The sequence below is a fragment of the Kribbella sp. NPDC026611 genome, from assembly GCF_040638345.1.
GTDB lineage: Bacteria > Actinomycetota > Actinomycetes > Propionibacteriales > Kribbellaceae > Kribbella.
This window is the reverse complement of sequence record NZ_JBEZYC010000004.1, coordinates 1-13,700: the sequence shown is the minus strand read 5'-3', so window position 1 is coordinate 13,700 and position 13,700 is coordinate 1. Positions and strand designations below refer to the sequence as shown.

14 protein-coding genes are annotated in these 13,700 nt (G+C 69.6%); 4 read left to right on the top strand and 10 right to left on the bottom strand.

From position 1 onward, the window contains the following. The first annotated feature begins 28 nt into the window (after positions 1-28). A complete protein-coding gene (locus tag AB0E69_RS17210) occupies positions 29-1,222 on the top strand; it encodes an MFS transporter (protein WP_360146018.1) in 1,194 nt (397 codons plus the stop codon). Here the strand turns inward: AB0E69_RS17210 and AB0E69_RS17205 are convergent. Next, entirely contained in the window at positions 1,182-2,012 is an 831-nt protein-coding gene (locus AB0E69_RS17205) for an LLM class F420-dependent oxidoreductase (RefSeq protein WP_360146015.1), read from the bottom strand. The genes AB0E69_RS17210 and AB0E69_RS17205 overlap by 41 nt on opposite strands. A gap of 83 nt (positions 2,013-2,095) precedes the next feature. Here AB0E69_RS17205 and AB0E69_RS17200 point away from each other — a divergent pair, with 83 nt between their 5' ends. Beyond that, the gene (locus AB0E69_RS17200; protein ID WP_360146012.1) at positions 2,096-2,995 is read left to right on the top strand and encodes a LysR substrate-binding domain-containing protein; all 900 of its coding nucleotides are present in this window, start codon (positions 2,096-2,098) and stop codon (positions 2,993-2,995) included. On the opposite strand, the gene AB0E69_RS17195 is transcribed toward AB0E69_RS17200, so the two are convergent. The 4 genes from AB0E69_RS17195 to AB0E69_RS17180 form a co-directional block, all read right to left on the bottom strand. Further along, positions 2,985-4,298, bottom strand: a complete 1,314-nt coding sequence (locus AB0E69_RS17195; protein ID WP_360146009.1) for a pitrilysin family protein — start codon at positions 4,296-4,298, stop codon at positions 2,985-2,987. The two genes, AB0E69_RS17200 and AB0E69_RS17195, sit on opposite strands and share 11 nt — an antisense overlap. Continuing rightward, positions 4,295-6,505 carry a polyribonucleotide nucleotidyltransferase gene (locus tag AB0E69_RS17190; RefSeq protein ID WP_360146006.1) on the bottom strand — a complete coding sequence of 737 codons (2,211 nt, stop codon included), beginning with the start codon at positions 6,503-6,505 and terminating at the stop codon, positions 4,295-4,297. The genes AB0E69_RS17195 and AB0E69_RS17190 overlap by 4 nt, the downstream gene beginning before the upstream one ends. A 288-nt stretch (positions 6,506-6,793) precedes the next feature. Next, the gene (rpsO, locus tag AB0E69_RS17185) at positions 6,794-7,066 is read right to left on the bottom strand and encodes a 30S ribosomal protein S15 (RefSeq protein WP_360146003.1); all 273 of its coding nucleotides are present in this window, start codon (positions 7,064-7,066) and stop codon (positions 6,794-6,796) included. 115 nt (positions 7,067-7,181) lie between these two features. Beyond that, positions 7,182-8,144: a bifunctional riboflavin kinase/FAD synthetase gene (locus AB0E69_RS17180; RefSeq protein ID WP_360146000.1), complete on the bottom strand. Its 963-nt coding sequence runs from the start codon at positions 8,142-8,144 to the stop codon at positions 7,182-7,184. 119 nt (positions 8,145-8,263) lie between these two features. On the opposite strand from AB0E69_RS17180, the gene AB0E69_RS17175 reads away from it, so the two are divergent. Next, entirely contained in the window at positions 8,264-9,259 is a 996-nt protein-coding gene (locus AB0E69_RS17175) for an SGNH/GDSL hydrolase family protein (RefSeq protein ID WP_360145997.1), read from the top strand. Between the two features lie 40 nt (positions 9,260-9,299). On the opposite strand, the gene AB0E69_RS17170 is transcribed toward AB0E69_RS17175, so the two are convergent. From AB0E69_RS17170 to AB0E69_RS17160, 3 genes are read right to left on the bottom strand one after another with little or no spacing between them, the layout of a single operon-like run. After that, positions 9,300-10,196, bottom strand: a complete 897-nt coding sequence (locus tag AB0E69_RS17170) for an NAD-dependent protein deacetylase (protein ID WP_360145994.1) — start codon at positions 10,194-10,196, stop codon at positions 9,300-9,302. 22 nt (positions 10,197-10,218) lie between these two features. After that, the gene (locus tag AB0E69_RS17165) at positions 10,219-10,836 is read right to left on the bottom strand and encodes a transcriptional regulator (RefSeq protein ID WP_360145991.1); all 618 of its coding nucleotides are present in this window, start codon (positions 10,834-10,836) and stop codon (positions 10,219-10,221) included. Next, positions 10,833-11,201, bottom strand: a complete 369-nt coding sequence (locus AB0E69_RS17160; protein ID WP_360145988.1) for a hypothetical protein — start codon at positions 11,199-11,201, stop codon at positions 10,833-10,835. The genes AB0E69_RS17165 and AB0E69_RS17160 overlap by 4 nt, the downstream gene beginning before the upstream one ends. Positions 11,202-11,256: 55 nt before the next feature. Here AB0E69_RS17160 and AB0E69_RS17155 point away from each other — a divergent pair, with 55 nt between their 5' ends. Continuing rightward, on the top strand, positions 11,257-12,390 hold the full coding sequence (locus tag AB0E69_RS17155; RefSeq protein WP_360145985.1) for a PEP/pyruvate-binding domain-containing protein: 1,134 nt from the start codon (positions 11,257-11,259) through the stop codon (positions 12,388-12,390). On the opposite strand, the gene AB0E69_RS17150 is transcribed toward AB0E69_RS17155, so the two are convergent. Together AB0E69_RS17150 and AB0E69_RS17145 are read right to left on the bottom strand one after the other, a co-directional pair. Continuing rightward, positions 12,383-13,240 carry an LLM class flavin-dependent oxidoreductase gene (locus tag AB0E69_RS17150; protein ID WP_360145982.1) on the bottom strand — a complete coding sequence of 286 codons (858 nt, stop codon included), beginning with the start codon at positions 13,238-13,240 and terminating at the stop codon, positions 12,383-12,385. The genes AB0E69_RS17155 and AB0E69_RS17150 overlap by 8 nt on opposite strands. A 43-nt stretch (positions 13,241-13,283) precedes the next feature. After that, on the bottom strand, positions 13,284-13,700 hold a 417-nt coding region (locus tag AB0E69_RS17145), incomplete at its 5' end, for a hypothetical protein (protein WP_360145980.1).

Genomic DNA, 13,700 nt, shown 5'->3' with positions numbered 1-13,700 from the left:
GGACAAGACGGCCGTAGCGTCGACGCACGTGAGACCTCTGACCCTGCTGCTGATCGGCGTCGTGAGCCGCCTCGGCGCCGGGATTGCCGCCACCGTTTCCGCCCTCTACGTCACCCAGGTCGTCGGGCTGAGCCTGCGATCCGTCGGCCTCGCGCTGACCGCGACCACGGCAGTCGCGGTGGCCGGGAGCATCTGGTTGGGCCATCTCTCCGACCGGCTCGGAGCGCGCGAGGTGTTCGCGGCGATGTTCACGATGCAGGCGGTGGCGACGGCCGGACTGGTGTTCGTCTCCAACGTGCCGACGTACGTCGTCGCCGTCCTGGGGCTGGCGATCGCGGATCTCGGCTACCGGAGCTCGCAGGGTGCGGTGATTCATGGCGTGGTGCCGCCGGAGGAGCGGTTGGCCGTGCGGGCGAAGTTCCGGGTTGCCGCCAACATCGGCGTCGCCGGCGGCGCGGGCCTTGGCGGCGTGGCTCTCGCGATCGGTTCGCCGACTGCCTATCGAGCGGCTCTGCTGACGACCGCCGGGTTTCTGCTGCTCACCGGCGCGCTGGTGTTTCGGCTTCCGCGGGTGCCTCGGGTCGTGACCAGCGAGAAACAGTCGTGGGCCGTACTGCGGGACCGCCCGTTCGTGCTGTTCGTGGGGCTGAACGGCATCCTGAACATCCACAACTCGATGCTCACGCTGGCGATCCCGTTGTGGATCGCCACGCGCACCGACGTACCGCACTGGATGGTGTCGGTCCTGCTGATCGTCAACACGTCGGCGGTCGTCCTGTGCCAGATCCGGCTCACCCGCGGGACCGACTCCCTCCGCGGCGCCGCCCGCGCGGGTCGTCGCGCCGGCGTCCTGCTCTGCCTAGCCTGTGTGGTGCTTTCGCTCACCACACTGGGTTCTACCGCGGTCACGATCACGCTCCTGGTGATCGCCGCCCTGGCCCACGTCACTGGCGAGATCCTGGAATCCGCCAGCGGCTGGGGCGCCAGCTACGCCGTCGCTCCGCCTGGCCTGGTCGGGCAGTACCAAGGCGCCCACGCCATGGGTCGCGGTCTCGGTGACCTCCTCGGCCCCACCCTCCTGACCGCGGTCGCCCTTCCCCTCGGCCCGATCGGTTGGTTGCTAGTGGCAATCATCTTCGCAACGGCCGGCTCGCTGACCCCCGTCGTACTGCGGCCGGAGGCTACAGCTTGCCGATCAGGTCGCGCTCGGCTGAGCGGATGACCTCCTCGAGGTCGGAGCCGTCCGGCGTGGTCGGCTGGAGGACCAGCCGGTCGACGCCGAGCGCGGCGTACTCCTTGGCGGTCTGCGCGTGGACCGGGCCGGGTGGGGTGATGGTGATCTCCAGCGGACCGAGACCGGCCGGGCGAGCGGCTTCGAGGGTGCGGAGCCTGGCGAGGAGCTCGGCCGTCTCGGGGACTCCGAGGTAGACGCCGTACCAGCCTTGTGCGGTCGCCACGGCGCGGCGCAGGGCGGCGTCGGAGTGGCCGCCGATGACGAGCGGTGGGTGCGGGCGCTGTACCGGCAGCGGGAGTTGGGACACACGGTCGAAGGTGACGTAGCGGCCGCTGAAGGACGCAACGGGTTCGGTCCAGAGGGTTCGCATAGCAGCGAGGTACTCGTCGGTGCGGGCGCCACGGTCGGCGAGAGTCGCACCCAGGGCTGCGAGCTCGCCTTCGACGTAGCCGACCCCAAGGCCGACGGTCAGACGGCCGTTGGAGAGGACGTCGAGTGAGCTCAACTGCTTGGCGAGGAGGACGGGCTGACGCTGCGGCAGGACGATCACACCGAGCCCGAGCCGGATGCGTTTCGTCGCGGCAGCCAAGTAGCTCAGGCCGACAACGACCTCGAGACGGGGCTGATCACCGCCTTCGTCTGCCGGCAGGGCGATATGGTCACCGACCCACAGCGACTCGAACCCGGCCGACTCGGCGAGGCGCGCTCGCCGGACCAGCGTTTCCGGTACGACGCCCTGGTCGCGGAAGAGACCGTACAAACCGAAGGAGAGAGGCACCTGGCCAACCATAGGTCTGGCGACGACATACGACTAATGAAAAGATCGGTGCTCTGCCATACGGATTACGCATAGGAGCTCGAGTGAACCTGGAGTGGCTGGAGGTCTTCCGCGAGGTCGCGGTGCGCGGGTCGCTGACCGCGGCGGCCGAGACGCTCGGGTACACCCAGCCGACGCTCTCGCGACAGCTCACCGCGCTGGAGAAGGAGATGGGTGCACGGCTGTTCGACCGGCTGCCGCGTGGGGTCCGGCTGACGGACGCGGGCCAGAGCCTGCTGGCGCATGCGGAGGCCGTACTGGACCGGGTCGAGCTGGCCCGGCAGTCACTCGACGCGCTGCGGACGCTCGATGCCGGGCGGCTCCGGATCGGCGCATTCGAGAGCGCCGACGCCACCCTCGTCCCGCAGGCACTCGCCGACTTCCGGACCACCCATCCGCAGGTCGAGCTGTCGCTCGTCGAGGCCAACACCAGCGCACTCGTCGACCGGCTGCGCGCCGGCGAGGTCGATCTCGCGGTGCTGAGCGCCTATCCGCAGCAAGGGCTCGACACCAGCCGGCTCGAGCTGCATTACCTGATGAAGGACGCCCTGCTCGTCGCCCTGCCGGACGGTCACCGGCTCGCGCACCGCCGGACGTTGCGGCTGGCCGAGCTGGCCGAGGAGAGCTGGGTCGAGGGGTTCCCGGACAGCGCCGCGACGTTGCACGAGACGGCATCGCGGGCCGGCTTCCGGCCGCGGATCGACTTCGCGGTCCGGGAGTGGACCGCGAAGCTCGGTTTCGTCGCGGCCGGTCTGGGCATCGCGCTCGTGCCACGGCTCGCCGCGACGGCAACCCGGCCGGGCATCACGCTGGTCCCGCTGCGGGCTACGGACACGCCGGTGCGAACTGTATATGCCGCTACCTCGCGAGGCGTGACGGACACACCGGCGGTGACGGCGTTCCGGTCGTGCCTCGACCAGGTCGCCAAGACGCTCAGACCGTGAAAGCGGTGGTGTCCTCGTCGAACGGGCCCATGACTGTGAGGGCCGGGGTGTTGGCGTAGAGCTCGGTCGCCAGTTGGGTGACGTCGTCGAGGGTGACGGCGTCGATGCGGTGCAGGATCTCGTCGACGGTGGGCAGCTCGCCGTACACGAGCTCTGCCTTGGCGATGCGGGTCATCTTGGCGCCGGTGTCCTCGAGGCCCATCACGACCGAACCGCGCATCTGGCCCTTGCCGCGGAGCAGCTCGTCGGGGGTGATGTTGCCGCTGGCAATCAGTTCGAGCTCGCGGCGGATCACGTCCAGGACCTGGGGGGCCTTCTTCGGCAGGCAGCCGGCGTAGACGCCGACCATGCCGGCATCGGCGTACGCGGAGCCGAAGGTGAAGACGGAGTACGCCAGGCCGCGCTTCTCGCGGACCTCCTGGAACAGCCGTGACGACATCCCGCCGCCGACGATGCCGTGCAGGACGCCAGCGATGTACCGGCGGTCGTCGTTGCGGGTCAGCCCGGGCATACCCATCACGAGATGCGCCTGCTCGACGTCCCGATGGTGTACCTGGACCCCGCCGTACGTCGGAACGGGTTTGCCGGACCAACCACGTACCGGAGCGGGCTCGGCCTCGGCCGTCACCCAGTGCCGCTCGAAGGCCTTGCGGACCAGGCGAACGACGTCCGTGTGGTCGACGTTGCCGGCCACGGAGACGACGATGTTCGACGGCTTGTAGCGGCGGCGGTACCAGCCGACCACCTGCTGGCGGGACAGGCCGGCGACGGACTCCGGCGTACCGGTGATGGAGCGGCCGAGCGGGGACTTGCCCCAGAGCTGCTCGGCGAAGAGGTCATGGATGTGGTCCGACGTCTCGTCGGCGTGCATCGCGATCTCTTCGTCGATGACGTCCCGCTCGCTCTCCACGTCGGCGCTGGTGAGCGTCGCGGAGGTGATCATGTCGCAGATGACGTCGACCGCGAGCGGCAGGTCGGAGTCGAGCACCCGCGCGTAGTAGCAGGTGTACTCCTTGCCGGTGAACGCGTTCATCTCGCCGCCGACCGCATCGATCGCGGCGGAGATCTCCAGCGCGTCGCGGCGCTCGGTGCCCTTGAACAGCAGGTGCTCGAGGAAGTGCGTCGCCCCGGCCAGCTGGTCCGGCTCGTCCCGCGAGCCGACGCCGACCCAGACGCCGAAGGTGACCGAGCGGAAGCCCGGCACAGACTGGGAGAGCACGCGGAGCCCGGAGGGCAGGACGGTCCGTTTCACCGGACCGCCCGCCTCCGGGCTCAGCAACGTGCTGGTGATGGCTCGGGTCACTCGGCGGACTCGGCCTCGGCCTTCTTCTCTTCGCCCTCGATGACCGGGATCAGCGAGAGCTTGCCGCGGTCGTCGATCTCGGCGATCTCGACCTGCAGCTTCTGGCCGACCGAGAGCACGTCCTCGACCGCCTCGACCCGCTTGCCACCGGCGAGCGGACGCAGCTTCGAGATGTGCAGCAGGCCGTCCTTGCCCGGCAGCAGGCTGATGAACGCACCGAAGTTGGTCGTCTTCACGACCGTGCCCAGGTAGCGCTCGCCCTTCTCCGGCATCGTCGGGTTCGCGATCGCGTTGATCGCGGCCCGGGCGGCCTCGGCCGACGGGCCGTCGGTCGCGCCGATGTACACCGTGCCGTCGTCCTCGATCGAGATGTCGGCGCCGGTGTCCTCGGTGATCTGGTTGATCATCTTGCCCTTCGGGCCGATGACCTCGCCGATCTTGTCGACCGGGACCTTGACCGAGATGACCCGCGGGGCGAACTCGCTCATCTCACCCGGCGCGTCGATGGCCTTGGCCATCACGTCCAGGATCGTCAGGCGGGCGTCCTTGGCCTGCTTCAGCGCGCCACCCAGGATGCTGGCCGGAATGCCGTCCAGCTTGGTGTCCAGCTGCAGCGCGGTGACGAAGTCCTTCGTGCCGGCGACCTTGAAGTCCATGTCGCCGAACGCGTCCTCGGCACCGAGGATGTCGGTCAGCGCGACGTACGTCGTCTGGCCGTCGACCTCACCGGAGATCAGGCCCATCGCGATCCCGGCGACCGGGGCCTTCAGCGGGACACCCGCGTTCAGCAGCGACAGCGTCGAGGCGCAGACCGAACCCATCGAGGTCGAGCCGTTCGAGCCGAGCGCCTCGGACACCTGACGCAACGCGTACGGGAAGTCCTCGCGCGACGGCAGCACCGGCACCAGGGCCCGCTCGGCCAGCGCGCCGTGACCGATCTCGCGGCGCTTCGGCGAACCGACCCGGCCGGTCTCACCGGTCGAGTACGGCGGGAAGTTGTAGTTGTGCATGTAGCGCTTGCGCGTCTCCGGGGAGAGCGTGTCGAGCTGCTGCTCCATCCGCAGCATGTTCAGCGTGGTGACACCCATGATCTGGGTCTCGCCGCGCTCGAACAGCGCCGAGCCGTGCACCCGCGGGAGCACGCCGACCTGCGCCTTGAGCGGCCGGATGTCGGTCAGGCCACGGCCGTCGATGCGGATCTTGTCCTTGAGCACGCGCTGCCGGACCAGCTTCTTGGTCAGCGAGCGGAAGGCTGCGGACAGCTCCTTCTCGCGGCCCTCGAAGTCGGCGGCCAGCTTGTCCACAGTGGCGGCCTTGACCGCGTCGGTGGCGTCGTCGCGCTCGTGCTTGCCGGCGATGGTCAGCGCCTGGGCGAGCTCCTCGCTCGCGGCGGCCTCGACCGCGGCGAACGCGTCCTCCTGGAAGTCCGGGAAGACCGGGAACTCGCCGGTCGGCTTCGCGGCCCGCGCGGCCAGGTCGGCCTGCGCCTCGACCAGGGTCTTGATGAACGCCTTGGAGGCCTCGAGGCCCTCGGCCACGACCTCCTCGGTCGGCGCCTGGACGCCGCTCGCGACCTTCTCGAAGGTGCCCGGGGTGGACTCGGCCTCGACCATCATGATCGCGACGTCACCGGTCTCGGTCACCCGGCCCGCGACCACCATGTCGAAGACCGCGTCCTCGAGGTCGGTGTGGGTCGGGAACGCCACCCACTGGCCGTTGATCAGCGCGACGCGGACGCCGCCGATCGGGCCGGAGAACGGCAGGCCGGCCAGCTGGGTCGACATCGAGGCCGCGTTGATCGCGAGCACGTCGTACAGCTTGTCCGGGTTCAGCGCCAGGACCGTGATGACGACCTGGATCTCGTTGCGCAGGCCGGACACGAACGACGGCCGCAGCGGGCGGTCGATCAGCCGGCAGGTCAGGATGGCCTCTTCCGAGGGCCGCCCCTCGCGGCGGAAGAACGAGCCGGGGATCCGGCCCGCGGCGTACATCCGCTCCTCGACGTCGACCGTCAACGGGAAGAAGTCGAACTGGTCCTTGGGCTTCTTGCTGGCCGTGGTGGCCGAGAGCACCATCGTGTCGCCGTCGAGGTAGGCGGCGGCGGAGCCGGCGGCCTGCTGGGCCAGACGGCCCGTCTCGAAGCGGATGGTGCGGGTGCCGAAGCTGCCGTTGTCCAGCACGGCTTCAGCGAACTCTGCGCCCTCCATGGGCGCGTTTGTGGATCCCGACACGGGATACCCCTCTCTCACAGTGTGACGACTGCGAGGCGCGAGCTTCCGGGGTGCCGGTCTTCGATCGAGGCCCGCGGGTCCAGCTGCCTGAAAATCCAGTACCGCTGGGACCCGAAAGCCACTACCGAGGACCGGTCGTCCTCCCGCCACGCGCTTCGCGTCGCCTCGTACGTCTTACCTTGTCTTCAGTTGTAGTTCCCACGCTAACGGGCGTGGATACGCGAGGAGCGGCCACCCGTCGTCCGGGGGCCGCTCCTCACGACGTCATCGGCGAAGGCCGAGCCGCTCGATCAGGGACCGGTAGCGGTTGATGTCCTTCTTCGCCAGGTAGTTCAGCAACCGGCGGCGCTGGCCGACCAGCAGCAGGAGGCCGCGACGACTGTGGTGGTCGTGCTTGTGCTCCTTCAGGTGCTCGGTCAGGTGGCTGATCCGGTGGGTCAGCAGCGCGACCTGGACCTCGGGGGACCCGGTGTCACCCTCGGTCAGGGCGTACTCGCCCATGATCTTCTTCTTCGTTGCAGCATCAACAGATGGCACGGAGTTCCTCTCGATTCCCGTTGCGCGGCGCACCGGGGCTTCGTCACCCGAGCACTCTCGATCCGCGGCCGTTCAGACGGCAGCGCCCACGGTACCAGTCCGTGGACGCGTCACCCTAATTCCCGGTAAGGATCGTGCGCGCGCCGTCGACATCGGCCTTCATCTGGACCAGCAGGTCGTCGATGGTCTCGAAGCGGATCTGGGTGCCGCGCAGCCGCCGGACGAAGTCGACGGCGATCCTGGCGCCGTACAGCTCCAGGTCGTCGCGGTCCAGCACGTACGACTCCACCCGGCGGTCGACGCCGTCGAACGTGGGGTTGCTGCCGACGCTGATCGCAGCCGGCAGCGGGTCCGGGTACGCCGGGGCGCCCGGGGCCGGGGTGAGCACGGTCAGCCAGCCCGCGTACACGCCGTCCTGCGGTACGGCGGCGGCCGGGTCGGCGGGGATGTTCGCCGTCGGGTAGCCGAGCTCGCGGCCGCGCTTGTCGCCCTCGATCACCACGCCGGTCACGCGCAGCGGGCGACCGAGCGCCTCGGCGGCACCTTCGACATCGCCGTCGGCGAGCCGCTCACGCACGTACGTCGAGGACCAGGGCTGCTCGTCGCCGGCCAGGCTCAGGCCCTCCACCTCGAAGCCGTACCGCTGACCGGCGTCGACCAGCGTGTCGACGTGTCCGGCGGCCTTGTGGCCGAAGCGGAAGTTCTCCCCCACGACGACCGCCTTGGCGTGCAGCGTGGTGACCAGGACCCGCTCGATGAACACCTCCGGCGACCAGCCCGACACCTCCTTGGTGAACGGGAGGATCAGCACCGCGTCGGCGCCGTACCGGCCGAGCAGCTCGGCGCGCTGTTCGGGCTCGCTGAGCATCAGCGGCGCGTGGTCGGGCCGCAGCACCCGCATCGGGTGCGGGTCGAACGTGAGCGCGACGACCGGCAGACCGCCCAGGCCGGCCGCCCGCGCCTTGGCGTGCGCGAGCACCTCCTGGTGCCCCCGGTGCACGCCGTCGAAGTTGCCGATGGTGACGACCGTGGGCCCGAACTCCGGGCCCACCTCGTCCAAACCGTGCCAGACACGCATAGGAGCAGGATTCCATGTCCGGGAGGCAGTCCGTGCAGCAGGTCTACGATCACCCCTTGTAATCGCCCAGTGACCCAACTTAAGGTGGGCCGCGCACTGGTGAGCCCTGGGGAGGTCCCGTGAAGGTACGACGGCTGGCTGCGGCCTGCGCAGCCCTGGCACTGCTCATCCCGATGGGTACGGCGAACGCCGCGCCACGCTTCACGAACTACGTCGCGCTCGGCGACTCCTACACCTCCGCGCCGTTCGTGCCGCTGCCGGACCTGCTGTCGCTCGGGTGCGCCCGCTCGTACAGCAACTACCCGAAGCAGGTCGCCGCGATGCTGCACGTGCAGCGCTTCACCGACGTGAGCTGCGGCGGCGCGGACACCACGAACATGACCCAGCCGCAGAGCACGATCATCGGGACGGCGGCGCCGCAGTTCGACGCGCTGACGCCGGACACCGACCTGGTCACGCTCGGGATCGGCGGGAACGACTTCGGCGTGTTCGGCGACATTGTCGGCACCTGCCCGGACCTGCGGGCGTCCGACCCGACCGGCGTGCCCTGCAAGGCGCACTTCACGGTCAACGGCGTGGACACGCTGCGGGAGAAGATCAAGCAGACCCAGATCCGGATCGCGATCGTTGTCCAGGGCATCAGGGCCCGGTCGCCAAAGGCAACGGTCGTGCTGGTCGGGTACCCGAAGATCGCGCCCGAGCACGGGACCTGCCCGTCGATCCTGCCGTTCGCGGACGGCGACTACAGCTACCTCTACTCGATCGAGCAGGAGCTGAACGCGGCCGTCGCCGGGGCGGCTGCCGCGGGCGGAGCGACGTACGTCGACACCTTCACGCCGTCGACCGGGCACGACGCCTGCGCACCGGACGGGCAGGCGTGGATCCAGGGCAAGGACATCAACCTGCTGCGGGCGCTCAACTACCACCCGCGGTTCGAAGGTCAGGCGGGCGTTGCCTCGCTGACCTTCAAGACACTGACGGGCGCACCTGCGGTCGTGACCGCTGCCGAGCAGTCGGCCTGGGCTTCCCAGGCGCGGAAGCTGTCCCGCCAGGCCGCCACCTCGAAGGCCGTTCAGGCCTCCCTGAACCGGGTACGGACCAGCGCGCAACGCTGACCCTTTCCAATCCGTACGCCGGACCCCGGGCCGAGCCACCTCACGCGTGGCTCGGCCCGGTGGTGTTCCGGAGTACCTCCGTCAGGGCTTCGCCGAGTGGGCGGTGCACGCGGTAGGCGGCGTACGGGTCGCCGCGGGTCAGGCCCTGATTGATGATCAGGACCGGCGTGCCGGACTTGGCGGCGTACCGGACGAAGCGGAAGCCGGACATGACGGTCAGGGACGAGCCGAGCACGAGGACGGCGTTGGCTTCGTCGACGAGGCGGTAGCAGCGCTCGACGCGGGGCTTGGGGACGTTCTCGCCGAAGAAGACGACGTCCGGCTTGAGCACGCCGCCGCAGTTGGTGCACGGGACGACGCTGAAGGTTCGGACGACGTCTTCGGGGAGCTCCACATCGCCGTCCGGGTTGATCCTCGTGGCCTCGGCGGCGAAGGCCGTGTTGGCTTCGCGGAGCCGTCGGTCGAGTACCTCGCGCGCCGAGGTGGTGCCGCAGCGGAGGCAGATGACGCGGTCGAGATTGCCGTGCAGCTCGATCACGTCGCGAGCGCCCGCGGCCTGGTGGAGGCCGTCGACGTTCTGGGTGATGATGCCGCTGAGGCAGCCGCGGGCCTGGAGGGCCGCGACGGCGCGGTGGCCGTTGTTGGGTTCGGCGCGGGCGATGGTGCGCCAGCCGAGGTGGCTGCGCGCCCAGTAGCGCTGACGGGCGGCCTCGCTGCCGGCGAAGTCGCCGTACGTCATCGGGGTGTGGGTGCGCAGGCTGCCGGTCTCGCCGCGGTAGTCGGGGATGCCGGACTCGGTCGAGATGCCGGCCCCGCTGAGTACGACGACTCCCCCGGCGGTCAGGGCTTCGGTGATGGGGCGGACATCGGTTGCACCCGGCTCCAACGCCAGCACCTCGGGGCTCGGAGCCCACTCCAACGTCGGACGAGAACGCACGTCTCCAGCGTACCGACCTGCTTCACGCGCCTCGGGTGATGCCGAGCGTGGCGACCAGGTCCTCGTGCAGCTCGAACCAGACGCGGTGGCAGGAGTCGACCGAGGTGCTGTCGATCCAGGCGGTTTCGCCGGCATGGGCTCGGTCCAGCGCGTTAGCGAACCGCCGGTCGTAGCCGTCGAAGCGCACCGCGGCCTCCGTCAGTCTCCAGGCCAGGCCTTTGAGTGCTTGGCCGATCTCTGTGAGCTCCTCGAGGACCTCGGCGTCCCAGGCTGGATCTGTGTGGTCGTTGAAGGCGAGCGGGTCGGCCTGGGTGGGCCGGAGCTGCCAACGGGTGCAGGCGGCCTGGAGACGCGCGTTGAACGGCAGGAAGTCCTCATGCACTGCGTGAACCGTGGCGTCAGTCAGCTCGGCTGCCAGCAAGCGTTCATTCTGGGCTTTGCCTGCGGCGGTGAGGGACCAGCCGCCGATACCGGCGAACTCGCTCCAGGTGATCCAGCCGAAGGCCTGGTTGTCGAGCAGGAGCTCTTTCGTGATCGCGAGGTCGAGTGCGAAGCGGTTGGCGACCGCCTGGTCGTCGGCAACGCCGAGGAGGCGTACGGCGTGCAGCACGAGCAGCTCGGGGTCCGACGTACGACTCATGGCTGGTCTCCTTGCCGGGCCGCCAGCCGGTCCCAGCGCTGGCGGCAGGCCTGCGGCGAGTTGAGGCCGAGGGCGCGGGCCATCTCCGCCCAGGTCAGCCCCAGGCTGCGGGCGGTGAAGAGCAGGCCGGCCTCCAGCTCGTCGATCTCGGCCCGCGCGGCCGGCATCAGCTCCAAGGCGGCCACCACAGCCTCGCGGTCGTCGCCTGCCTTCCAGACGGCGAACTGGACGAGATCAACGGCCGACGGCGGCACCGGCGCGGGCCGCCACGGCCGTCGCTCGAGCTGGTCGGCGCCGCGCTCGAGCAGCAGCCACCGCGCGGCCGCCTCGAGCTCCGCCTGCTCCTGATCGTGGTTGCGTCGCATCCCTGAACAGTGGATCATCAACAAAAAGTTGTCAACGAAAAGTTGAAGGATGTGCATGATCCGCCCGTTGGTCGCTGCCGGTCCCGACACCGGTCCCAAGGCCGAGACCCTGGGTCGCCTGCTCAACGCCGGCCTCCCGGTCCCACCGGGCATCGTCATCCCGTTCGGCCTGTACGGCGAAGACCTCGGCACGGCTGGCGGCGCCGGCGCGGCGCTCGCGGCGGCGCTGGTCGAGGTCGGCGACGGACCGTACGCCGTCCGCTCGTCCGCCTCGGGCGAGGACACCGCGGGTGCGTCGGGCGCCGGGCAGTACGCGTCGTACCTCGCCGTACCCCAGTGGGAGCTGGCTCGCCGGATCGTGGACTGCTGGGCGTCGCTCTCGTCCCCGCGAGCTGTCGCCTACCGCCGCGGCGCCGACGCGCAGATGGCAGTCATCGTCCAGCAACACGTCGACGCCGACGTCGCGGGAGTCCTCTTCACCGGCGACCCGACCGTCGTCGAGGCTTCCTGGGGGCTGGGCGAGAGCGTTGTCAGCGGCCTGGTCACGCCCGACGCCTTCACCATCGCCCGGTCCGGCATCACCCGCCGGCTGGGCACCAAACAGACCCGCCGAGACCGCACCCGAACCACCCAGGTCCCACCCGAGTCCCGCGACCGGTTCTGCCTGACCGACACCCAGCTCCGCACACTCCACGACCTGGCCCGCGCAGTCGTCGGGTTGCTCGGCACTCCCCAAGACATCGAATTCGCCTTCGCGAACAACCACCTGTGGCTGCTCCAGTCCCGCCCGATCACCACACCGCTGAACGCCGAGAGGCCGGGTAGGCCCGAGGCCGCCGCGATCCTGCGAGGTACACCGGGTGGGCCGGAAGCCGGCGCGATCCTGCGAGGCACGCCAGGCAGTCCCGGCGTTGCTACCGGGCCCGCTCGGTGTGTGCGTGGGCCGGACGACTTCTCACGGGTCAGGGCGGGCGACATCCTCGTCTGCCGGTTTACCGATCCGGCCTGGACGCCGCTCTTCGGGGTGATCGGCGGCATCGTCACCGAGACCGGCGGACGGCTATCGCATGCCGCGATCGTGGCGCGCGAGCACCGGATCCCGGCGGTGCTCGGCGTACCCGACGCGCTGGCTGTCCTCGCCGACGACACGATCACCACCATCGACGGGAGCGCCGGGACGATCAGTTGACGCGGGGTGGGCCTGCCTTGAGGCGACGCTCGGCGTTGGCGCGGGCCTCGGTGGGATCGACGGCGGACCAATCGGCGTCGATCCACCACGTGGCGCCGGCTTCGGCCCAGGGGCGGACTGTGTCGGCGGCCTTGGGGTCGTCGGCGGAGGTGACGCCTTCCGCGACCACGTCGTAGTCGTCCATGGTCAGGCCGTGGGAGTCGCGTTCCTTGCGGATCCAGGCGACGCCGTCCGCAAGCAACGCCGGCGTCAGCTCGCCGGGCTGTTGGCCTGCGGGGACGATGTAGTTCGGGAGCCAGCCGTCCTGGAGCGCGGCCCGACGCATCGACTTCGGGCGTGGCCAGGCGCCGACCACCCAGGTGCGGATCCGGGGCTGCTGCACCGGCGGCGGTGGTGCAGGCGGGTTGAGCTCACCGACCTTCTTCGACTGGTAGTGCACGCCGTTGAAGTCGAATGACTCGTCCCGCCACAAGTACGGAAGCATCTCGAGCGACTCGTCCAGCAGCTCGGCGCGCACCTTCCGCCCCGGGTCCTCCTCGAACAACCAGAACCGCTCCTCCCCCGCCACCCCCAGCCCGACGGCCAGAATCACCCGGCCGTTGCTCAGGTTGTCCACCGTCGACGTCTGCCCCGCCACGTCCCAAGGCTTTCGGCGCGGCAACGGCGTCAGCATCGTCCCCAGCCGAATCCGGGACGTCGTCATCGCCGCCGCCCCCAGCATCACCCAGGCATCGATCCCCCAGATCGACTCCCAGACGAAGAACCCGTCCCATCCGTGCTCCTCGGCCAGCGGCGCCAACTCAGCCGCCGCCCGAGCATCCCCGGCCGCCATCACGAATCCGTATTTCATACCCAGCACGCTACGCAGGCCCACCGACAACTTTCAGCTGACGCTAGGCCAGCTCTTGGCTCGCTGAGGGTGCATACAGCCGGTGCAGGCGCTTTACCTGGCCGAGCCAGAATTCCATCCTCTGGTCCGCGGTCGCCTTCCTCGGCAACAGACCCTTGTCGGCTGCCAACGCATAGAACCCCGGCCCGGCGTCGTTGGCGTCGAGATACTGCACGAGTGCCGAGAGCATCAATCCCGTCTCCGCGAACGACCTTTCAACAATGAGGAACAGCAGATACCCCATCGCTGCCCGCTCGTCCGGCCGGTCGAAGTCGAACGGACGCTCCGCCGTGCGATTCGCAATGGCAACGTTCAGCTCGGTGTAGCTAGTGGCGCGCGTCGTTAGTTGATTTACGGTTGGTGGTTGGGATGATGAGGCATGGCGAATCGTCCTGCTGCTGCGTTGGTGTTGCGTGAGGGT

Excerpts from the sequence above, each read along its gene's own strand:
- AB0E69_RS17150 (WP_360145982.1), bottom strand. The coding sequence starts at position 13,240 with ATGAAATACGGATTCGTGATGGCGGCCGGGGATGCTCGGGCGGCGGCT.
- AB0E69_RS17165 (WP_360145991.1), bottom strand. The coding sequence starts at position 10,836 with ATGAGTCGTACGTCGGACCCCGAGCTGCTCGTGCTGCACGCCGTACGC.
- AB0E69_RS17155 (WP_360145985.1), top strand. The coding sequence starts at position 11,257 with ATGATCCGCCCGTTGGTCGCTGCCGGTCCCGACACCGGTCCCAAGGCC.
- AB0E69_RS17190 (WP_360146006.1), bottom strand. The coding sequence starts at position 6,505 with ATGGAGGGCGCAGAGTTCGCTGAAGCCGTGCTGGACAACGGCAGCTTC.
- AB0E69_RS17160 (WP_360145988.1), bottom strand. The coding sequence starts at position 11,201 with ATGCGACGCAACCACGATCAGGAGCAGGCGGAGCTCGAGGCGGCCGCG.
- AB0E69_RS17180 (WP_360146000.1), bottom strand. The coding sequence starts at position 8,144 with ATGCGTGTCTGGCACGGTTTGGACGAGGTGGGCCCGGAGTTCGGGCCC.